Here is a 22,558-nt window from a genome sequence, read left to right on the forward strand (position 1 = left end):
CTAAATTTTAATATTCAATGCCTTTATTAAAATCAAAACAGGGCAAATTTCGAGGGCACAAAGATACGTAAATAAATAAAACTTATGAAATCGAAAGGTAGAAATTATATTTACGCTGCTCCTGATGTATTGCCATATAAAAATTATAATGATGATAATGAGCGTAACTGTAAGTAGTACAGGAATGTATTGTGCACCAAGAAGGCTAAAACAAATAACCACCGGCAAAAAAACAAACGCGATATTAAAATAGGTAAGATGCAGAATATTAAGGTATTCGCTCACCAGCTTATTAATATCAAACACAAACCCTAAAAACTTGAGTATTAGAAACTTGAGCGAAAATAATACAATAATGACTATGGTAAGAAAAGTAAACAGGCCGCTTCCCGCTATTTTATAATAAACGCCTTTGTACGCAGCCAGTTGATATAAAAACAAACCGAACGTAGCACAAAATAACAAAAACAAACCCAGGAAAGCCCACGAACTAACCGGACTCTCTTCTTTACCGGCTATCGAAAGTACGCGTTTGCTGTAAAAAGAGGCAAATACATTGCTTACATCTTTGCCCAGGGCAAGGTTAAGAATAGCTGTATACAACAGCATGGCAATAATGAGCACAATAACCCAGGGATCACGCGAAGGGCGGTTATGCCCCTCCATTACCCTGCTCTTTGACCTGGAATGGAGATCAAGAAAGCCGTAGCCATGATATAATTCGTGGGCAAAAACGCTATCGGTATATTGGGCACGCATGGCCGCGTCAGGCACCCTGAGGTAACGCATAGCAATAGAGTCTGCAATAAATTTATCTCTGTTTTGCATGGCATAAGCTACCGAATCAAGCACCGAATTACCGGGACGAAAAGCGCGTGTTGGTGATTTTAAAGGCGTATCAGCCACTATTGAATCCTGTTGCGCAAAAGCAGCAGTACAATTCAATAAAAACAGCAGGCAGCACCAAATAACCAAACAGATCCTCAAAGCTTAAAAAGGGCTATTATTTTTTGCAAAAGTAGGGTAATTATCTGAACCAGAATTTTATCAATTAATATTTTTTTGAATTTATTTGACCTTAATCACTTGCTATTCATTAAAAAGTCGGATTCCTATAAAGAAAAGTCTAATTAATACAATCTGGGTAAAAGCTGGTAAAATATATTTGTTGCAGGATAAGCCGGGGTGGTTAACTATTTAAGGGATGGCTGAAATTCAGCTAATATTAAGCAGTCATGTAAATTATTTGCCAAACCGTTAGTTAAACGACCCAACGCCGACATTAAACCGATAATTAACAATTAACCTAAATACCGATCTGGAATATTTAAATTCTTTGTACTGTTTATTTAAATGACAAAAGCGCTAATTATGAAAATAAATACCTGCTTATTACTACTTATGCTGTGTTTGTATTACAATGGATATGCCCAGCAAAAAACCATCACCATTAGCAGCCCCGACAGACAAATTAATGTCCACATATTCATCGCCAAAGGCAAATTAACATACAACGCGGCAGTTAACAATACGATGTTGATAGCACCATCGCGCCTGGGTTTAACTGTTGATGGTATCGATCTTGGAGTTGAAACCAAATTTGCGGGTGCCACTTCAAATAAAAAGATAAAGGAAACCTATACTATCAACGGCGCTCACAAAATGGCACATAATGAAGCAAATGAAACTACAATTCCTTTGCTGACAGGAGAGAAGAAATTCAACCTGATTGTGCGTGCTTATAATGACGGCATTGCTGTACGTTACACATTACCTTACAATACCAAAAAAATCAATGCCGACTCGACCTCATGGGAATTTGCCGGAAAAGTAACGCAGGTTGCCTGGTCGGATTATAATGAAGGATATGAAGGCTTAAGCCATGTAACTCCATTGCCATCGGTTCCACAAAATACACCGATAATGGGGCCCTTAACTTTTAATGTAAACGGGATTTTTGCCTCGGTTTCAGAAGCTGATTGCGAAGACTATTCAGACATGTCTTTTATACGCCATGATAGTTCTTTCAAAGCAAATTTCCCCTTTGCCCCTAACGGCTGGGATGTACAACCGGATAGCGATACTGAACATGCTGTACTTAAAGGTGCTTATGAAAACCAAAAAGTATCTCCCTGGCGAACAATTATCATAGCCAAAAATTTAACTGAATTAGTAAACTCAGACCTGCTCACGAATCTTTGTCCGGCACCACAAAAGGGTAACGATTTTAGTTGGGTAATGCCCGGCCGTTGTTTATGGCAATGGTGGAGCGTTGGCACCCCCAAGCTTGCTGACCAGAAGAGTTGGTATGATGCAGCGGCTAAACTAAAATGGGAATATTATTTAGTGGATGACGGCTGGCGAAATTGGAGGGAGCCGGGTAAAGATCAATGGCAACTTTTGGGAGACGTGATAGCGTATGGAAAAAGCATTGGCGTAAAATCAATTGTTTGGGTTGACTCTAAAGAAATGCGATCGGCAGCAGCCCGTTATTCGTATCTGAAGCGAATCAAAGATCTGGGAGCAGCGGGCATTAAAATAGATTTCATCCCCCCTGCAACGTCATCTATTATGCAATGGTACATGGGTACCATGCAAGATTGTGCAGACCTCAAACTAATGCTTAATTTTCATGGAAGCGTAAAACCAACGGGATTGACAAGAACCTATCCCATGGATATTACAAGAGAAGCCGTTAGGGGTAACGAATATCACATGACCCGGTATAAAAGAGTGGCACCATTAGACCATGACGTATCTGTACCGTTTACGCGTTTTACAGCCGGTTCTGCAGATTTTACTCCGGTAATACTGAACCCGGAGCAACTTACATCGCAAAAATTCACCTGGGCCCATGAATTTGCTCAATCCATAGTATATCTTTCTCCTATTACACACTTCGCGGACGAATATAAATTTTACCTGGAGAGCCCGATGTTTGATTTATTTCAACAGGTACCTACAACCTGGGATGAGACAAAAGTTTTAAGCTGTACCCAAATGGGGGAAATTGTTGCTTATGCACGCCGAAAAGGAAACAGCTGGTGGGTTGGCGTAATGAATGGTGCAGATGCACGTGAAATTAAAATTCCTTTAAACTTTCTACAGCACGCAACAAAAGGGGTACTGATATATGACGGAGAAGATACCAATGCATCTATCCACCGTGAAGAAAGATTAGTCAATCCCAAAGACACGCTTACTATAAAATTATCGCCGGGTGGTGGCTTTGTAGCTATGCTACATTAAAAGCAAGGCGTTATATAGCATGTGGCGTGCATAGCGCATGAGCACATGCCAGGCCATGTTAAACGCTTGTTTTGTATAAGAATGCAGAATCGACACAAAACAAAAGACATGTTCAATTTAGTAAATACGTTATTCCGTAACGCCTGTAGCAGCCCAAAAAACAAGGTATCCGGCTTTATCTTTACTTACAGTAACTTTTTTTAGAATGCGCCCGGGATCAGGATGAATATTCAATACATCGATATTATGATGATCATTTTCTGTTATCTTATTTCCCTGCCCCCATTTAGCCAGATCATGTACTAAGTAGCTCAGGTTTGAGTTACCTTCAGGTATATCATCATAATAATCGGGCAATTTAAAATCTTTAAACTCGCTACCATCGCTATAAGTTAGTGTAATATATAGTTGCGAAGGCCCTTCGGAACTGGTAAGGCTCAGATACAAACCAGAATATTTTTTGTGAGGAACATCGAAGCTAAAACTATCAATGCCGGCAACATTTAGGCTTTGGTTACCGTTGTCACCGTTTTTATAATGAAGCAAGGTGGCTGGGTGAAACGAATTAGCCGGGATCAATGGATTATCAGGCAAAGCATGCGTATCATGATCGCCATTAAGTTTTGCTGCATCCGCGGTAAGATAACCATCCCCTTTGCCCCCGCCATCAATACCGGTTACCCAGGTTTGCAATTTACCATCGGTAACTGTAGTTACAGGGCGGGCATTTAACAGTTTTTGGATATCTATTTGAATGGTTTTATTGCTGTGCTGGCTGTTGGCAACTCTGCCGGCCAGCAAACACACAGATAAGAAAATAAAGTATTTAAAGGTCATGGTTGTTGTAATTGGGAACTAAAGATAAACAAAGCTTAAATGTCCCCTGCCCTTATTGCACAAATACCGGCTTTAGTCAAAAAAATAATTGCACTACCTTTGCCGCATGGCCGGCATTTACATACATATCCCCTTTTGCAAGCAAGCTTGCCATTATTGCGATTTCCATTTTAGTACATCGTTAAAGTACAAAGATGAAATGCTGCATGCTTTGATCAGTGAGATCAAACTGCAAAAAGGTTACCTCAACGGTGAAACCATCGAAACTATTTATTTCGGTGGCGGCACCCCCTCTGTTTTGGATGGCGATGAAATCAGCAGGATCATCAACACGCTAACCGAACTCCACACCGTATCGTCCGCGGCAGAAATAACCCTGGAGGCCAACCCCGATGATCTGAAACCCGACAAACTCAAAGCCCTTAAACAAACACCGGTTAACCGCTTCAGCATAGGGATCCAGTCGTTTTTTGACGAGGACCTGGTTTGGATGAACCGTATACACCGCGGCCAGGAAGCCGAATCATCCGTAAAACGCGCCCAGGACGCCGGTTTTGAAAATATTACGGTCGACCTCATTTACGGTTATCCTATGCTCAGCGATACCAAATGGAAGCAAAACCTCGATAAGGTATTTGAACTTAACGTTCCGCACATATCTACCTATTCCATGACGGTTGAACCGCAAACTGCCCTGGCAGCTTTCATCAATAAAAAGAAGCAGCCACCCATGAACGAGCATCAAAGCGCCGAACAGTTTATGGTATTAATGGATGCGATGAATGCACAGGGGTTTGAACATTACGAGATATCTAACTTTTGCAAGCCTGGCCAATATTCACGCCATAACTCCAACTATTGGAAGGGTGTAAAATATTTAGGGATCGGTCCTTCGGCGCATTCTTATAATGGCGATACCCGGCAGTGGAACATAGCTAATAATGCCAAATACATCCAGGCGCTCGAAAGCGGGAAACTATCGACCGAAACAGAGGAACTTACTGAAGCGAACCGTCTGAATGAATATATCATGACGTCGCTACGTACCATGTGGGGGCTTGAACTAACTAAGCTGAACCAGATAGCTAAAGGCGCATCAGACGAATTACTTAAAGCTGCCGCCGAATATCTCGACAGGGAATGGATCATACAAAAAGATAATGTTATTTATCTTAGCCCAACGGGTAGACTGTATGCCGATCATATTGCAGCCGGATTATTTTTCTAAACCTTTGAGGTTTTTTACAGTCAGTACTTTGTTACAAAGCAAAATGGTTTTAAAAACTGTTTATATTTATCAAATCGCAATGTTTTATATACCTGCAAGTATGAAAAAAGTACTCATTATCGCTCTATCGTTTATAGCTATTACCATAGCCCCAAAAGCTTTCGCCCAAAAAACTGTGGGCGGTACCGTCATGTCGCCCGCTAAAAATATCGTACAAAACGCATCCGGCTCAAAAGACCATACTACGCTCGTAAACGCTATTAAATCTGCCGGCTTGGCGCCTACCCTATCAGCGACCGGTCCGTATACTGTTTTTGCACCTACTAATGAAGCTTTTGCCCAGCTTCCTGCAGGCACGGTTGACAACCTGATGAAACCTGCAAGCAAGGCCAATCTTATTAAACTGCTTACTTATCATGTGGTGCCCGGCAAATTAACCTCGGCCGACCTGTTAACCAAAGTAAAAGAGGGCAAAGGCAAGTTGGAGCTTAATACATTGAGCGGCGGTACACTTATAGTGATGTCGCAGGGGGCAAAACTTTACCTTGTTGACGAAAAAGGGGGCAAATCATTCATCACCATAGCCGATGTTGCCCAAAGCAACGGTGTTATTCAGGTAGTTAATTCAGTTTTGAAACCTAATTAAGCCAGTTGCAGTTTGTAATGGCAGAAGCAGTTGGCAGCCGCAGTTGTACAAGCGGTACACTGATTAGAGGAAGATAGGCAAAATATACTCTTTTTATTACACTCCATGAAACTGCACCGGCAACTTTATACTGCCTGCAGTTACGTATTGCCACTGCAACTTTATACTGCAACTAAAATACAACTGTCAGCACAATTTCAAAATCGGCTCAAATCGTTTACATATTATTTACAAAGAATTAATTTTGCTCGTTAATTAATTTGTGAAAATGAGTATAACGCTTACACCTATTGATAGTGTAGACAATATAAGCAAGGAGGATTTTGTTAACAATTACTTAAATCCGCGTAAACCGCTTATTATCCGCAAAGCCACTGAAAGCTGGCCCGCACTGCAAAAATGGACTTTTGAATACCTGAAAGAGGTAGTTGGAGATAAAACCGTTCCGCTTTATAACAGCTCAAAGGCCGATCCTTCCAAAGCTATCAATGCATCTGCAACTGAAATGAAGTTTGGCGATTATATCGATCTTATTCAAAAACAGCCTACTGATTTAAGAATTTTCCTCTTCGACCCAATTAAACATGCCCCAAAACTGCTGGAAGATTATCGTTCGCCATCTGATTTAATGGGTGGTTTCCTGGATAAATACCCCAATATGTTTTTCGGCGGCGCCGGTTCTGTAACATTTTTACATTACGACATCGATCTTGCACACATTTTCCATACACATTTTAATGGCCGCAAACATGTAATGCTGTTCGATCAGAAATGGACCGAACGTCTGTACTGCATCCCCTTTGCTACCTATGCTTTGGAAGATTATGATATTGAAAACCCAGATTTCACCAAATTTCCGGCACTTGACGGCATTGAAGGACAAGAGGCCATTTTGGAGCACGGCGACACCCTGTTTATGCCAACCGGGTACTGGCACTGGATGAAATACCTCACCGGTTCATTTTCGATATCGTTACGCGCCTGGGATAAATCATGGGCCATTAAAGCCAAAAGCTTGTATAACTTAACAGTGCAGCGCAAGTTTGACAACCTGATGAAAGCCCGCTTTAAAAAGGATTATATGGACTGGAAGGAGAGCCTGGCTATCAAACGCGCTAACAACGCCCTTGTATCAGGCAGGCCATAATATTAAGATATATTTATACTACTTTGGGGTTTATTTCGTTATTTTGAATGCTTTTAAACGAGTAAGAAACAATATTGTAACTTTATTTTAAAATAAGCGTAATCCCCCTAAAGTAATAAACTATTATGTGCTTCATTCTTAACCCGATCGATACGGTTGAAAATATTTCTCCCGAAGACTTCAAGAAGAATTATTTAGACCCTCGTCGCCCGTTGGTTATCAAAGGGCTTACCAAAAGCTGGCCTGCCCGCGAAAAATGGACACCCGAATATTTAAAGCAGGTTGTTGGCAATAAAGTAGTGCCATTGTACGATAATTCAAAGGCCGATCCTTCAAAACCCATCAATTCATCGGCAACTGAAATGCCCTTTGATGAATATATCGACCTTATCCGCAGTAAACCAACCGAGTTAAGGATTTTTTTCTTTAACATATTTAAGCAAGCGCCACAACTTTTGGATGATATCATATTACCCAAGGACCTGATGGGGGGCTTTTTGGAAAGCATGCCCGCCATGTTTTTCGGCGGTTCAAACTCGGTTACTTTTTTACATTACGATATTGACCTTCCGCATATTTTCCATACCCATTTTGGAGGGCGTAAGCATGTGATCCTATTTGAAAACAAGTGGAAGCGCCGCCTGTACTGTATCCCCAATGCCACGTATGCACTGGAGGATTATGATGTACTAAATCCTGATGTCAAAAAATTCCCGGCGCTTGACGGTGTAGAAGGTATTGAAGTTTTCCTTGAACATGGCGATACCCTGTTTATGCCAACCGGCTACTGGCACTGGATGAAATATGTGGATGGTTCATACTCACTCAGCCTTCGCGCATGGGATGCCAGCATAAGCCGTAAAGCGGCAAGCCTATACAACCTGGCCGTTAAAGGTGGTGTTGATAGCGCTCTAAAAATGATGTTCAAAGGCAAATATGCTAAATACCGCGAAGGACTGGCCGTTAAATGGGCTAATAGAGAGCTTGCCGCAGGGAAACCTTTTTAAAGTCGAAAGTCTTACGTTTTTAGTCTTAAGGCATGATATTGAGTAGCGATGGATTTGTCCATCGCTATTTTGTTTTATACCCACGACCGTGTCTTCACAACTAGCTTGTTTATCAAATGCTCCCGAAAACGTGTATATGAGATACAATCTACCAACGCTCCAAGCCCAAAAGTTTTTTACCCAGATCGCTAAGCTCAGCTACCGGATTTTGCTTTTCCCGTTCCAGCGGATCGCCCGGAAAAGCGTAGCCCTGCATGGCTTCGCGGCTTTGCCAACTGTTAATGCGCCATTGTCTTAGCTCTTCATTGTCTTCCTGGGCGGGCATCATGGATATATACTGCGCTATACGCACTTTATCTGCACTGGTATTAGGTCTTATGCCATGCGGCTGCAAACTGTTAAATATCAGCAGATCACCTGCTTCCAGTTTCACTTTCACAGTCTCAAAACCGGTGGTATCAGGTTTATAATGATCCCTATCTTCGGGTTGGGTTAATTTCCAGGTATCGTATGTACGGTATAGTTCCGGGATACATTGAAAACCACCCATGTTTTCATCGGTCTGATCGGCAAGGGCCAGTACGCCCTGCACATTTTGAGGTTTGGTTTCCGGGTCATAATCCCAGTGAATAAAACCTTTATATTCAAAGCCCGGCCTTAGCGGAAAATTCAGATTGGCCCGGTCAATAGTTACCCATAGCTTTTCGGTGCCCCAGATATCTGAAAAAGCGGCATGTACTTTAGGATGTTGCCGGTTATCCCACATAAACTGCTGATTATAAATTTCAACCATACCCGTATTATTCAGCTCGCTCATTTGCATTTGCGCGTTGGGCTTTTTATACCAGGTGCTGATATCATTAGCATCCTTATCTTCATATTGCCACAGATAATTAGCTAATTTTTCAACTTGCACTTTAGGCACTGCATTTTTGATGATCACGTAACCGTTCTCTATCCAAAATTGCCAATCGGCCTCGCTAAGCACTTTCAGCGGTTCATTGTTTTTACGTTCATTCAGGCGGATCTGGCTTGATTTAGCGGTTGACGGATTACCGGGGATCTCTTTATGCGCATTAGCCGGCGTGGTTGCCACGGTCATGGCTGCGTTTTCGGTCTTCATTTTCTTTTTGATTTATAACTCAAATTTAGGTTGGCATGACAGATGGATTATCCTGTACAATGACCAAAATTTGCTCTACATTGATCATTTTATTTATCTTTACTAAAACCTTATGCTCAATATAGCATGGATAAGATACAGTTAGAGAAGATTAATTTTGAACCTGGCAAATCGTTCAAACTCTTTTCACCCCGGCTTCGCAACACTTTTCTGTGGCATTATCACCCCGAATACGAATTGGTTTATGTTGAGGCAGATGCAGGGATAAGGCACGTAGGTTCACACATTTCCGGCTACACCCAGCATGACCTGGTGCTTATTGGCAGTAACCTCCCCCACCTCAACTTTGATTACCGGCTGCGGAGCGAATACCATCAGATAGTGGTGCAGCTAAAAGAAGATTTCATGGGAACGGCAATAGGCATCACTCCCGAATTTTCGACCATCGGGCAGCTTTTCAAAAAAGCCGCCAACGGTATTGCTTTTTATGGAGATACCAGGACTACAGCAGTGCGAAAACTGAAACTTTTACCGGGGATGGATTCTTTTCAGCAGTTAATGGGGTTAATGGAGATCTTTAACATACTGGCTGGTTCAAAAGAATTTACGATTTTAAACAACGACGAGCCGAACCTGCAGTTTTTTTTAAAAGATAAGATCAGGATGGGGGCTATTTATGAATATATCGGCAGTAATTACAATCTTAAACCCGATGTAAATGTAGTGGCGGCTAAAGTGAACTTTACTACAGCGGCTTTTTGCCGCTATTTTAAAAAACAAACTAAAATGACCTTCACCGATTTCGTGAACCAATACCGTGTTGATGTAGCCAAAAACCTGCTCATGCAGGATAAAAACGTTACTGAAACCTGTTACGCTGTGGGATTTGAAAGCTTATCATATTTTAATAAACTCTTTAATAAGATAGTTGGAAAGAATCCCTCCGATTTTAAGCGGAACTGGTTTGCTAAGGATTGATCGGGAATAACGCCTGTAAAATATTGCCGCCAGAATTATTCAGCCTGATTTTTTATAGTAATCCTTAACCACATCGGGTAAAAGATGCAGGTATAAGTCAGGCTCTTCCCTGATGTTTGCCGCTGGCACCGGTACAATTTTACAGGGTTCTTCATAAATAACGCTTTCACAATCCAGGAACCGCCCCATATAAGCGCCATAGGCCTCTGAAGCAAATATCACATCAATAGGCGGCAGCTTCTTTTTAAGATAGCTGGCCCAAAGTCTCGACATATTTTCTATCGAGTCGCCCGCACCCGGCAGCATAGCTTCATCATAGCTTAATAATACAGGTTTAACCTTGTCATTACCTGCGTAAGTTTTTTCGAGCCAGTCAAGCCTGATATTTCCATCAATGGGCTCATCATCACTGGCACCAATAACCACTACAAGCTCATCACAATGGTCAAGCGCGTAACCAATCAAAGCCATATGCCCAATATGGAGCGGCAAAAACTTCCCAATTACTAAACCTCTTTTCATGCAGTAGTATTTTTGCGATCCGGTATCTTTATAAATTCCGCTCTTAAGAGAGGAATCGCTAATTCCCACGCTTCCAAATCCCCGTATTTATCCACTTAACCTTTTATCTCCACCCCTAATCTCCTTACGAGGTGTGGTCACAAACTATCTTCCACTCACCCTTAATTTTCCTAAACCATAGCGTAAAATAGCCGCCTGGTGTATCTTTTTCACGGGTTAGTTTCCATCCTCCCAAAACAAAAGCATTGGTTGCATCCAATACCTTTAGCTGTATGATCTCAAAGCTAAGCTGCCCCATGGCAGCCTTATCAGGATAAGTTTGTTTGTAATGTTCAAGTGTTGTTTGCCAGCCATAGGCGGGGGCTGTTTTCCCCACAAAAACCAACGAATCTGATTTCCAGTAGGTCGTCATAAAGCTTTCAATATCGCCGCGGTTCCAGGCTTCTTCCTGTGTATGCATTACTTTCAGGATGGCCTGCCTGTCCTGTGCAAAGCAATACACGGCCACAAGCATCAACGCTAAACTCAGTAATATTTTTCTCATATAATAAAGATAGCTTTTTGTTTTTGTCTGAACCTGAATTTTAAGAATTGCCCGAATTAACAGAATTAAAAAGAGAAAATTCAATTAATTCTTCAATTCGATTAATTCCGGTTCAGACAATACAGTATATTTGGATTTCATCGACACTAAAAACAACTTAACTATGGGAAATCAGGTATTAAGTTTTGGCGAAGTTTTATGGGATGCTTTTGGTGATGGAAAAAAAGCGGGCGGCGCCCCTATGAATGTAGCCAGGCATTTGGTACAACAAGGCGTAAAAACAGCGTTTGCGAGCTCTGTGGGTATGGATAACTCGGGCGATGCACTGATAGGCTTTTTAAAAAGCAATGACCTGTATTCGGACCTGATTCAGCAGGACGATGAATTTCCAACCTGTGAAGTTACAGTACAGCTTGATGAAACCAACACCGCTACTTATATTATTCCCCAACCCGTTTCATGGGATAACATACAACCATCGGCTGCACTCACTAAAGCAGCCCAGGCAGCCAGGGCCATTGTGTTTGGCAGTTTGGCTTGCCGTACCGCTACTACCCGCGAAACCTTATTAAACCTGCTTGATGAAACCCCGACGCTAAAAATATTTGATGTAAATCTTCGCCCGCCGCATTACACCCTGTCAACTATTGAAACATTGGTAGCCCGGGCCGACGTAGTAAAAATGAACGAGGAAGAAGCCAACCTGCTCATCGGTGGAAGTAGTGCTTCCCTGCGCGATCAAATTGGCGAGTTCCGTTCCAAATACCATAGCCAAACCATTTGCGTAACCCGCGGCGAGCATGGCGCACTGGTATGGCACGACCATGAATTTTATGACAGTCCCGGGTGTCCGGTAAAAGTTGCAGACACGGTAGGCGCCGGCGATGCCTTCCTGGCAACATTTGTATCCGGCCTCCTTTCGGGAAAACCCATGCAGCAGGTGGTAGATAAAGCGTGCTCCGTTGGCTCATACGTAGCCAGCCAGCGAGGCGCCAACCCGGTGTACCCGCCTGAGCTCCTGAATAGCTTGGCTTACATTTAGGAATTCGGATTTCGAATGTTCGATTTCGGATTTATTTTTGGAGATAGAAAATGACTTTTTAATCCGAAATCCCAATTCCGAAATCAAAAATCTAATTGTCATACTTAACTAACAATTTATTTTATCACTTCCGCAGCGAAACTTTTCCTAAAAATATTCCGTTCCTTTATGTACAGAAAGGACAAAATATGCGTGGTTTTGGATTTTCCAAATTTAAGCCCAACCAAATCCCTAAAGGCGGATTTGACGAATTGTTAAAATTATTCCTCGAGTTGCTCAACTATACATCGGGCGATGCAGGCGAAGCTTTAGCCTGGCTTAACGAACTCGATAAACAATATAACCTTACTAACGATGATTATGGCATGGGCGATTTCATCGATGAACTAAAGCAAAAGGGTTATCTCGACGAAAATAATGAGAATGGCGAGTTCCGGATTACGGCAAAAACTGAGCAAAGCATCAGGCAATCTGCTCTGGAGGAGATCTTCGGCAAGCTAAAAAAATCAGGCAAAGGCAACCACCGCTCGCCGCAATCAGGCCAGGGCGATGAAAAAAATGCCGAACGCCGCGAGTTTGAGTTTGGCGACAGCCTTGATCAGATAGACATGACCCAGTCTATCCACAACGCCCAGGTTAATCACGGTATAGGCGATTTCATGATGACCGAACGCGATCTTGAGGTAGAGGAAATGGACTACAAAACCCTTACTTCAACTGTGCTCATGATCGATATTTCGCACTCCATGATCCTTTATGGCGAAGACAGGATCACTCCGGCCAAAAAAGTAGCTATGGCCCTTGCCGAACTGATCCGCACCAAATATCCTAAGGACACGCTGGATATTGTTGTTTTTGGGAACGATGCATGGCCAATAACCTTGCAGGATTTACCTTACTTGCAGGTTGGCCCCTACCATACCAATACCTATGCAGGTTTGGAGCTGGCTACCGATCTGCTCCGACGCCGTAAAACGCACAATAAGCAGATTTTCATGATTACGGATGGTAAGCCAACCTGCTTAAAGGAAGGCACCAGGTATTATAAAAACAGCATTGGTTTGGACAGGAAAGTGGTTAACAAAACCCTTAACATGGCTGCCCAATGTAAGCGGTTAAAAATACCTATTACTACATTTATGATAGCTAAAGACCCTTATTTGCAGCAGTTTGTTCGTAAATTCACAGAAACAAACGGAGGCAAAGCCTTTTACAGTTCCCTGAACGGTCTTGGTGAGTACATTTTTGAGGATTATATCAGAAACAGAAGAAGGACTGTGAGGTAAGTCTTTAGTCGGAAGTCCGACGTCTGGAAGTCTGAAATACGAATAACAAATGTCCTTTAAATTAAAAATAAACATTCGGACTTGCGGACTTTCCGACTTCCGGACTACAAAAACAGAATGAGTAAATTATTAGATATAAAAACCCTCGGCCAGTTAAAGCAAACAGGCTATAAAAGCCGTTCGGTTAAAGACGAATTACGTGCTAACCTTATTGAACAGCTTAAAAAACGCGAAGGCGGCTTTGAGGGCATCATCGGATTTGAAGATACTGTGATCCCCGATCTGCAAACTGCTATCCTGTCACGTCACAATATTTTACTGTTAGGCTTACGCGGCCAGGCAAAAACCCGTATTGCCCGTTTGCTGGTTAACCTGCTTGATGAATATATCCCATATATTGAGGGATCAGAATTGTTTGATGACCCTTACAACCCCATATCGTGGTATGGTCATAGCATCATAACCGAAAAAGGCGATGACACCCCTATTGGCTGGATCCACCGCTCTGAGCGTTATACCGAAAAATTGGCCACCCCTGACGTTACCGTAGCCGATTTAATTGGTGACGTTGACCCAATCAAAGCCGCTACTTTAAAATTAACCTATTCGGATGAGCGTGTGATCCACTTCGGCTTGATCCCACGTGCGCACCGCGGCATTTTTGTGATCAATGAGCTGCCCGACTTGCAGGCCCGGATCCAGGTATCGCTGTTCAACATACTACAGGAAAAAGATATCCAGATCCGTGGTTTTAAATTACGCTTACCACTGGATATCCAGTTTGTGTTTACCGCCAACCCTGAAGATTATACCAACCGTGGTTCGATAGTAACACCGCTTAAAGACCGCATTGAGAGCCAGATTTTAACACATTACCCGCGTTCGGTTGAGATTTCACGCAAGATCACGCAACAGGAAGCGTCCCTTACCGATGATCAGCGTATCGCTATTGAGGCTGATGGTTTGGTTAAAAACCTGGTGGAACAGATTGCTTTTGAAGCCCGTAACTCTGAGTATATCGACAAAAAATCGGGTGTATCTGCGCGTTTAACCATTTCGGCCTATGAAAACCTGATCAGTAATGCCGAACGCAGGATGATCATCAACCACGAAAAAACTACCTTTGTACGTATTACCGACTTTTTAGGTGTGATCCCTGCCATCACCGGTAAAATTGAGCTGGTTTATGAGGGTGAACTGGAGGGACCAGGCAAAGTGGCCAATATCCTGATAGGTAAAGCCATCAAAAGCTTACTGCTATCGTTTTTCCCTGACCCGGAAAAGGCTAAGAAAGCCAAAGCCCCTAACCCATATGCAGCTATCATTAACTGGTTTGGCGATGGCAACAATGTAGCTTTGGTTGATGATATGCCCATGCAGGAATACAAAAAATCGCTGGAAGAAGTTGTGGGGTTGAAAGACCTTGTAAAAAAGATCCACCCGCGTTTGGGCGAAAGCCAGCAATTGCTGCTGATGGAATTTGTACTTCACGGCCTGTCGGAATTTTCACAATTGAACAAAGGTTTCCTGGATAATGGCTTCGCGTTTTCGGATATGTTTAACAGTTTATTTAACTTGCAGCCCGATGACGATGACCTTGATATTGACGACGACCGGTACTAAAATATATGGCGCTCTATGATTTTTAAGGCGCTAAGCATATTATTTTGGATCATAATTGAGCTGCTGGCCGACCGATATGTTTTATACGGTATCCGAGGCGCATTCAAAAAATGGCGATTGCTTCAATCAAAAGCATTCGCCATTTTTTATTGGGGCTTTTCGGCCTTGTGTGTGGCCGCGCTTTTAATTGCAGGTTATATTACCATAGCAGGTACGGGTGTACGCGCAGCCTGTTTGCTGGTAACATTTATACTGCTCATCTGTAAATTTACTTTTATGCCATTCATTTTTGCCGATGATATCAGGCGAAAAATTGCGCTGAAAAGGAAAAAAAATGATACCCCAATTCCTATCCCAACTACTCCTGCCGCTGCTACTAATATTGATGCCATTCCCCGTTCCGAGTTTCTTTTAAAAGCAGGCTTGCTCGCCGCAACCATTCCCCTGGCTGCTATTAAAAGGGCCATGCCCAAAGGTTCGTATGATTATCATGTACTGTATCAAACTATGTATCTGCCTAATCTGCCAAAGGCCTTTGATGGCTTAAGGATCGGACAGATCTCAGATATTCATTCAGGCAGCTTTTATAATAAAAAAGCGGTGCTCGGTGGTGTTGAAATGCTGTTGAAAGAAAAACCCGACCTGATATTTTTTACCGGCGATCTGGTTAACGATGAAGCATCGGAAATGACCAGCTACCAGGACATTTTCACTAAAGTAAAAGCCCCCCTTGGTGTTTTTTCAACACTGGGTAACCATGATTATGGCGACTATGGCGACTGGAACTCCCCGGCGGATAAAAAGAAAAATCATGATGACCTGATAACCACCCATAAAAACATGGGCTGGAACCTGCTCAGGAACGAAAATCGTCGTCTAAAAATCAACGGAGAAGAAATAGGGATCTTAGGTATTGAAAACTGGAGCGAATACAGCCGCTTCCCCAAATACGGGCGCATGGACCTTGCAGTAAAAAACACCGATGACCTGCCGGTAAAGCTCCTGCTCTCGCATGATCCATCGCATTGGCGGGCCGAGGTTTTACCTAAATACCCGCAAATTGATGCCATGTTTGCCGGGCATACCCATGGCATGCAATTTGGCGTACGTACCCCGCATTTTCAATATAGCCCTATAAAATATGTTTATAATGAATGGGCCGGTCATTACCAGGAAAACAAACAACAATTATATGTAAATGTAGGTTTTGGTTTTGTTGGTTTAACCGGCAGGGTTGGAATATTGCCGGAGATTACGATATTTACATTAAAAGCAGGCCGCGATCCCTCATTACCAATTTCCTAAAAGATCCAGGCAGAAGCTGCTATCCTTTTACCGATGAAGAAATTACTACAGTCTGTATTAGATTTTCTGCTCTTCAGTAATATTTTCATGTCGCTTTGTGCTGTAGCACAGGCCTTGTTAACCTTTCACTTAATAGGATCAAAACCAGTGTTCCCTGTTTTGGGCTTGTTATTTACTTCAACACTGGGTATCTATAATTTTTGTATCCTCATCACCCGTCCAACTAAACCACAACGGTCGCCTTACAAAAGGGTACGATGGTTTTTTGCACACTATAGGCTGATGGTGACCTTTACTATAGTTTCGCTGCTGTCTCTGATCCCGCTGTTCTTTATCATCACTACCGAATCAAAGATCCTGCTCATATTTCTGAGCGTTTTATCGTTTGGTTATGGTTTACCATTGTTCAGTGTAGGCGATCATAAATTTGGTTTAAGAAATATCCCCGGTTTAAAACCGTTTTTAATAACCCTGGTATGGACAATGAGCTGTGTACTGTTCCCGGTATTGGAATCAATGCATAATCATCTAACCGATATCAGCATGCGCGATACTACTATACTCATAGCCAAACGCTTTTTATTTATAGGAGCGCTGACAATACCTTTTGATATCCGGGACCTTTTCGACGACCGTAAAGTAGGCCTTAAGACCATCCCGGTAGTTTGGGGCGAAAAAAATGCTTATCTGTTTTGCCAGGTATTGCTCACCGGCTACATTGTACTCATGTTCCTGTTCAGGCAAAATGGCTTTAGCCTTGATTTCTTTGCACTCACATTTACTATGTTCCTTACCGGCTGGCTCATCTTCAGATCGGCCTGGGAAAAAAACGAGTATTATTACTTTTTTTATATGGATGGGGTACTGATCTTACAGTACGTAATTGTAGTAGTATTCAATGCTGTTAAATATTTTCTCCATTAAAACATGGCTGCCAATTATAACAACTCGGCATGGTTTTATGATCGGCTTTCAAGAATAGTTTACGGCAAAGCTTTGATAAACGCGCAGGTTTATTTATTAGGCTTTATTCCACCAAAAAGTAAAATACTGATAGCAGGCGGCGGCACCGGCTGGATCCTTGAAGAACTTGCCAAAATATACCCGGCAGGGTTAAACATCACTTACGTTGAAATTTCGGCCAATATGATTGCACTCTCGCAAAAAAGACAAACCGGGCAAAACGAGGTGATCTTTATTAATGATGCAGTTGAACATGTGAAACTCGCCGCCGACTTCGATATCGTAATCACCCCTTTTTTGTTCGATAATTTTGTGGAAGAAACGGTTGACAATGTTTTTAACCATTTGCACAACCTGCTCAAACCCGGTGGCCTCTGGCTCAATGCCGATTTTCAGCTTACCGGCCGCTGGTGGCAAAACGTGCTGCTCAAAAGCATGTTTGTTTTTTTCAGGTTGCTTTGCGGGATAGAAGCAAGCAAGCTGCCTGCTATCGAAAAACATTTTGATGCTGTGGGATACAATGTGATTGGGGATAAAACCTTTTTTGGGGATTTTATTGTAGGAAGGGTATATAGGAAACTATCATCTTAAGATTGTCGTTGCGAGGAGTAGCAAGGGGCAAAAGCGCCAGGGGCGACGCGCCAATCTCGTAGCTATACAGGTTTGGCATGCATTAGCTACGAAATTGCCGCGCTTCGCTGGCAATGACATATTTTCAAAAAAGCCTATTTACAAAACTGCAAACAGCTTACTTGAAACCGCAAACTGAAAACTACTGATTATAAACAAACTTATATCCTATCCCCCTTACAGTTTGCAGGTATTGCGGCGAATCGGCATTGGTTTCTATTTTTTTACGCAAGCGAACGATGTGCATATCAAGGGTACGGGTATTTACATCAGCGTTGTAGCCCCAAACTTCCATCATCAGCTCCTCGCGGTTGATAACCTTGTTTTTGTTTTTGAGAAAATAAAGCAGGATCCTGTTTTCGAGGATAGTTAGCTCTATCTTACGGCCATCCCGGATAAGCAGGTGCGTGTTAGGCAGGTGCTCCATGTTGGCAAAACGGTACGATTCGGGCTTTTCGCTGTTAAGAGAAAACTTGATTTTGTTTTCAATCAACGCCACCAATACATCCATATTATAGGGTTTGGTGATATAGTCAGATACCCCAAAGTTATAGGCTTCTATCTTGTCAACATCCTGCGCCTTAGCGGTCATCATGATGATGAGTTTATCGAATCCTTTTTCGCGGATATTGCCGCAAACTTCCGAGCCCGGTTTGCCGGGGAGCATCCAGTCTAACAATACAATATCAGGCTGCTCGGCCAATATCATGGTTTCAGCTTCATTGCCATTACCGGCTTCCAGTACCTTGTACCCCTCTGATTGCAAACGTTCTGAAACCAGGAAACGCAGGTTCTCGTCATCTTCAACCAGCGCAATTTTAATTTCTTTGTTCATATCTTAATTTTCGTATGGAAGCGTAACTATAAATTCCGAACCTTCGTTAACCTTACTGTAAACAGTTATATCACCGTTCATAAAATTAACCAGTTCTTTACAAAATGCCAAACCCAGGCCAACGCTCCCGTTTTGATTGTATTGGTTTTCTATTCTGTAAAACTTCTTAAAAACGTTATTCAGTTCATTTTTCGGTATCCCTATCCCCTTATCAGCAAACGAAAACACAATATTCCGTTTTTCCTGTGAAATATTGATGAACAACTCCTTTTGCTGAGGGTGCGAATACTTGTATGCATTTTCAATAAGGTTTTGAAAAACACTCCCTAATAATACAGGATCAGTATAAAAAGTTTCAACCCTGTTGATTTTAAATTTAATATTAAAATCAGCGTACTTTATTTTAAAGGTATCAATATACCGGCTAATAAAGTTCTCTATATCAATTTCTTCCTCTTTTAGCGTAATGGATTTATTTTCAATCTGCGTAAAGGAAAGCAGCTTGTTCATCAACTCATTCAGCTTATCGGCTTCCTCGTCCAGTATCTTACCGTAATGGCGGCGTTGCCTTTCGGTAAGTTCGCCATCGCCACGTAAATTTGACCCTGCTATTTTAATTACACTTACCGGTGTTTTAAACTCGTGGGTAAAGTTGTTGATAAAATCATACTGAAGTTTGAACAGTTTCATATTCACGTTCAGGTTACGGTATATAAGCCAGCCTATTAGCATTAAAAACAGGGTCATTAATAATACGATAGCTCCGATAGGCATAAAGCGGCGGTTAATTTCGGCTGTTAAATAACCCTGTGCCGAACTAAAGAACAGTTTATAATCAGAAAAAGCCACTGGTAATGACACCTCGGTTATCAATTTATCACCCTCACTGTCAATAGGGTCATATACTACGGGTTGAATGGACACATTTTCGTACAGCTCGGGATGCGTATTTTTCACCTTGATCAGGTACGGGTCGAGGTAAAAGGTCATCATGTTTTGCTTGTATGAAGCCCCTTTGCTGTTACCCAACATTTGCATGTCACGATAGATACGTACATCCTCGCGCCTGAGAACATTGGTATAACTGATCTTGTCGGGTTTCACATCCCAAAAAGCTTTAAAAAGTTCATCCTGACTTGATACGCGTGATGTATCTGAAAAGGCTATATAATTACTTAATTTAATAGCCATCTCTCTGAAATCATCTTCATTGACTGTTCTCCGCTGCTCGGCCCCGTACACCTTGTCATTAACGTGCCAATACTGATAAACCGCCTTAGCAGCTATGTTCAAATTATTTTTACGCACGGTCATCGTAGTTTTGCCGCCAATGAGGGCATCATAAAAGATAACGCGGCGCACAAAATTATAATCATGAAAAACAGAGGCCGCATATTTACCTGCCGATGCCGAATCAAGAAAACCCTGGTAGGAGGTTATTTCAGGGATCTTATTCTGAAAAAATTCATAATACGGCTTAATGGTTTGTTCCAGTACCTCAACCTTTTTTGAGGAAAACTCATTTTCAACATACTTGGCGGTGAGGTTATAAGATATAAACAGGGCTACCACAAAAGTTATGGAAATGAACACCAGGAAAATGGTGATCAGCGTAAAGTTTTGCCGGTAAGCGTTTTTCTGTAATGCCATGTCGGCTTATGGTTTAACCCGCATATTCTTATCCAAAAACTTCTCTATTTCGGCATACATTTCCATACGGTTATGTTCGCTCCTGAAATATGCACGTTCATTGGGTTTTAAAAAATATTTCACATCAACGTTACGTTTACGCAGCTCGCGTACAAACTGGTTAAGCTCGCTGATATTAGCCCGCTGATCTTTGGCACCCTGGAATATGATTAAAGGTACCTTAATTTTATCGGTATGAAAAACCGGCGATATGGCCCGCAACTGATCTGCGTCAGTTTCGGGGTTGCCAACCATTTCGTAAGTCATTTTTAAATAAGGCTTAACAAACGGCGGTGCATCCTTGATATAGGTAAAAAAGTTAATAAGGCCGTATTGTACCACCGCACAACTATATAACTCGGGATGAAAAGACACACCATAAAGCGCTGAAAAGCCGCCAAAACGCCCGCCAAAAATGGCAATCTTTTTAGGGTTTGCAACTTTAGTATCAATAAGCCAGTGTACCCCATCGGTAATATCATCCTGAATTTTGCCGCCTACCTGTTTATATCCCGCACTTCGGAAGGCCTTGCCATAGCCTGTTGATCCACGGTAATTAACCTGGAACACGGCATACCCACGATTGGCTAAAAACTGCACCTGGTCATCATATCCCCAGGTATCGCGTCCCCATGGGCCATCGTGCGGCATAACTACTACAGGGTAGTTTTCATTTTTATCGCCCCTTGGCAGGGTTAAATAACCATTAATCAGCAAGCCATCGCGCGCATGGTATGATATAGGTTTCATGGCGCATAATTCGGCAGGTACAAGGCTTGAGTTAATATCGCTTAGCTTGGTTAACCTGCCATTGTTTTTTTCAAAAAGATAGTATGAACCGGGATTACGGTCGGTGTAAGTGTTGAGGATAAATTTATTCTCAGAGCTGTCGCGGTCAACCACCCTGATCTCATTACCATTAAGCTGTTGCTGAATGGTTTGATACATCTGCTCAACATCAGGTGCCAGAAAATGCTTACGCGGCATTGATTCGTCCCAGCCGGTAAACTCTATCCGGTGTTTATTTTTTGAATATTCAAAACTGGTGATATCCGCTTTGCTGCAACTAAAAATTGTCCTTTCTTCCTTGCCATTCTCCGCATTGATCTCAACCAGGGCCGTCTTATCGCGGTTTACGTTTGATAGCGCATAGAAATAATTTTTTATACCTGTAAAAGCTATAGGCCTTACTGCATTCTTAAAATTATTTTCGATTATAGGCTTAAAGGGCTTATCCTCATCGGGGCGGAATAAGATGGTTTCGTTAACCCCGTCTGATGCCCTTTCAAGCCTGATCCTGCCGTCGGCATCTGCAAACCACTCAGTAATATTACCCGGGTTAAGCAGGTAAGTCTTCATTTCGCCGGTTTTCACGTTAAGGCGGTAAACATCAAAGTTACCCGGATCACGCTCATTAGTTTTAATAGTAATGATATCTGGCTGCTGCCGGTTACGGTTAACCAGGCCAATCCTCACATTACCGAACGATAATATAATCCGGCTTTTATTGGTAGCCACATCAAAAGCATACATTTTAACCGAATCGGTAGCGATAAGATCCTGCGAAAAAACAAGCTGGTTATTGTATGTCCAGAAATAATCACCTCTGATTGAATAGTCCTCAAATTGAGTAACCATTCGTTCCTTACCATCGGCTAATGACTGTATAAATATGTTCTGCTTATCTTTAAATGGCTTAAGGTATGATACATATTTACCATCGGGCGAAATTCGGTAAAAGCTCCTTTCGGGTGTTTTAAAAAAGTCAATAATGGGTATTTGCCTTACTTTACTCCTGTTACAGGAAAAGAAGACGATAATGCAACTCACAATAAGAAAAAATCTGACCCGGCTCAACATAGCTACAAATACCCCATTTTATTCACGTACTCAAATTAGATAAA

At 42.2% G+C, this 22,558-nt stretch carries 20 protein-coding genes; 12 read left to right on the forward strand and 8 right to left on the reverse strand.

What is annotated here, in order from left to right; translation table 11 throughout:
* Positions 1-945 carry a DUF4271 domain-containing protein gene (locus FHW88_RS10560; protein WP_176625299.1) on the reverse strand — a complete coding sequence of 315 codons (945 nt, stop codon included), beginning with the start codon at positions 943-945 and terminating at the stop codon, positions 1-3.
* 456 nt (positions 946-1,401) lie between these two features.
* Between FHW88_RS10560 and FHW88_RS10565 the strand changes: the two genes are divergently transcribed.
* On the forward strand, positions 1,402-3,249 hold the full coding sequence (locus FHW88_RS10565) for a glycoside hydrolase family 97 protein (protein ID WP_255485297.1): 1,848 nt from the start codon (positions 1,402-1,404) through the stop codon (positions 3,247-3,249).
* Between the two features lie 129 nt (positions 3,250-3,378).
* Here FHW88_RS10565 and FHW88_RS10570 read toward each other — a convergent pair whose 3' ends face one another.
* Positions 3,379-4,086 carry a hypothetical protein gene (locus tag FHW88_RS10570; protein ID WP_176625301.1) on the reverse strand — a complete coding sequence of 236 codons (708 nt, stop codon included), beginning with the start codon at positions 4,084-4,086 and terminating at the stop codon, positions 3,379-3,381.
* 106 nt (positions 4,087-4,192) lie between these two features.
* Between FHW88_RS10570 and hemW the strand changes: the two genes are divergently transcribed.
* From hemW to FHW88_RS10590, 4 genes are all read left to right on the forward strand, one after another.
* On the forward strand, positions 4,193-5,314 hold the full coding sequence (gene hemW, locus FHW88_RS10575) for a radical SAM family heme chaperone HemW (protein WP_176625302.1): 1,122 nt from the start codon (positions 4,193-4,195) through the stop codon (positions 5,312-5,314).
* A 100-nt stretch (positions 5,315-5,414) separates the two neighbouring features.
* A complete protein-coding gene (locus tag FHW88_RS10580; protein ID WP_090530380.1) occupies positions 5,415-5,960 on the forward strand; it encodes a fasciclin domain-containing protein in 546 nt (181 codons plus the stop codon).
* 268 nt (positions 5,961-6,228) lie between these two features.
* Positions 6,229-7,107, forward strand: a complete 879-nt coding sequence (locus tag FHW88_RS10585; RefSeq protein ID WP_176625303.1) for a cupin-like domain-containing protein — start codon at positions 6,229-6,231, stop codon at positions 7,105-7,107.
* A gap of 125 nt (positions 7,108-7,232) precedes the next feature.
* Positions 7,233-8,114 (forward strand): cupin-like domain-containing protein, encoded by an 882-nt coding sequence (locus FHW88_RS10590; RefSeq protein WP_090530386.1) that lies wholly within the window; start codon positions 7,233-7,235, stop codon positions 8,112-8,114.
* Between the two features lie 148 nt (positions 8,115-8,262).
* Here the strand turns inward: FHW88_RS10590 and FHW88_RS10595 are convergent, their stop codons facing one another.
* Positions 8,263-9,237: a phytanoyl-CoA dioxygenase family protein gene (locus FHW88_RS10595; RefSeq protein ID WP_091171707.1), complete on the reverse strand. Its 975-nt coding sequence runs from the start codon at positions 9,235-9,237 to the stop codon at positions 8,263-8,265.
* Positions 9,238-9,363: 126 nt separating this feature from the next.
* On the opposite strand from FHW88_RS10595, the gene FHW88_RS10600 reads away from it, so the two are divergent.
* The gene (locus FHW88_RS10600; protein ID WP_090530392.1) at positions 9,364-10,215 is read left to right on the forward strand and encodes a helix-turn-helix domain-containing protein; all 852 of its coding nucleotides are present in this window, start codon (positions 9,364-9,366) and stop codon (positions 10,213-10,215) included.
* Positions 10,216-10,254: 39 nt separating this feature from the next.
* On the opposite strand, the gene FHW88_RS10605 is transcribed toward FHW88_RS10600, so the two are convergent.
* Together FHW88_RS10605 and FHW88_RS10610 are read right to left on the reverse strand one after the other, a co-directional pair.
* Positions 10,255-10,737, reverse strand: a complete 483-nt coding sequence (locus tag FHW88_RS10605) for an adenylyltransferase/cytidyltransferase family protein (RefSeq protein WP_090530395.1) — start codon at positions 10,735-10,737, stop codon at positions 10,255-10,257.
* 124 nt (positions 10,738-10,861) lie between these two features.
* On the reverse strand, positions 10,862-11,281 hold the full coding sequence (locus FHW88_RS10610; protein ID WP_090530398.1) for a YybH family protein: 420 nt from the start codon (positions 11,279-11,281) through the stop codon (positions 10,862-10,864).
* A gap of 163 nt (positions 11,282-11,444) precedes the next feature.
* On the opposite strand from FHW88_RS10610, the gene FHW88_RS10615 reads away from it, so the two are divergent.
* The 6 genes from FHW88_RS10615 to FHW88_RS10640 all read left to right on the forward strand — a co-directional run bounded on the left by FHW88_RS10615 (position 11,445) and on the right by FHW88_RS10640 (position 18,091).
* The gene (locus FHW88_RS10615; RefSeq protein ID WP_090530401.1) at positions 11,445-12,323 is read left to right on the forward strand and encodes a carbohydrate kinase family protein; all 879 of its coding nucleotides are present in this window, start codon (positions 11,445-11,447) and stop codon (positions 12,321-12,323) included.
* Positions 12,324-12,511: 188 nt separating this feature from the next.
* Positions 12,512-13,609 (forward strand): vWA domain-containing protein, encoded by a 1,098-nt coding sequence (locus FHW88_RS10620; RefSeq protein ID WP_090531322.1) that lies wholly within the window; start codon positions 12,512-12,514, stop codon positions 13,607-13,609.
* 117 nt (positions 13,610-13,726) lie between these two features.
* Entirely contained in the window at positions 13,727-15,232 is a 1,506-nt protein-coding gene (locus FHW88_RS10625) for a sigma 54-interacting transcriptional regulator (RefSeq protein WP_129568110.1), read from the forward strand.
* 15 nt (positions 15,233-15,247) lie between these two features.
* On the forward strand, positions 15,248-16,537 hold the full coding sequence (locus FHW88_RS10630; protein WP_176625304.1) for a metallophosphoesterase: 1,290 nt from the start codon (positions 15,248-15,250) through the stop codon (positions 16,535-16,537).
* Positions 16,538-16,570: 33 nt separating this feature from the next.
* A complete protein-coding gene (locus FHW88_RS10635; protein WP_229701758.1) occupies positions 16,571-17,461 on the forward strand; it encodes a hypothetical protein in 891 nt (296 codons plus the stop codon).
* Positions 17,462-17,464: 3 nt separating this feature from the next.
* Positions 17,465-18,091, forward strand: coding sequence for a class I SAM-dependent methyltransferase (locus tag FHW88_RS10640; protein ID WP_176625305.1), 627 nt, complete (start codon positions 17,465-17,467; stop codon positions 18,089-18,091).
* Positions 18,092-18,272: 181 nt separating this feature from the next.
* On the opposite strand, the gene FHW88_RS10645 is transcribed toward FHW88_RS10640, so the two are convergent.
* From FHW88_RS10645 to FHW88_RS30330, 3 genes are read right to left on the reverse strand one after another with little or no spacing between them, the layout of a single operon-like run.
* Positions 18,273-18,965 carry a response regulator transcription factor gene (locus FHW88_RS10645; RefSeq protein WP_090530416.1) on the reverse strand — a complete coding sequence of 231 codons (693 nt, stop codon included), beginning with the start codon at positions 18,963-18,965 and terminating at the stop codon, positions 18,273-18,275.
* A 3-nt stretch (positions 18,966-18,968) separates the two neighbouring features.
* Positions 18,969-20,615 (reverse strand): sensor histidine kinase, encoded by a 1,647-nt coding sequence (locus FHW88_RS10650; protein ID WP_090530419.1) that lies wholly within the window; start codon positions 20,613-20,615, stop codon positions 18,969-18,971.
* Positions 20,616-20,621: 6 nt separating this feature from the next.
* Positions 20,622-22,484 (reverse strand): prolyl oligopeptidase family serine peptidase, encoded by a 1,863-nt coding sequence (locus FHW88_RS30330; RefSeq protein ID WP_176625306.1) that lies wholly within the window; start codon positions 22,482-22,484, stop codon positions 20,622-20,624.
* Positions 22,485-22,558 lie beyond the last annotated feature (74 nt).

Origin of the sequence: Mucilaginibacter sp. SG538B, assembly GCF_013376065.1 — a bacterium.
GTDB lineage: Bacteria > Bacteroidota > Bacteroidia > Sphingobacteriales > Sphingobacteriaceae > Mucilaginibacter > Mucilaginibacter rubeus.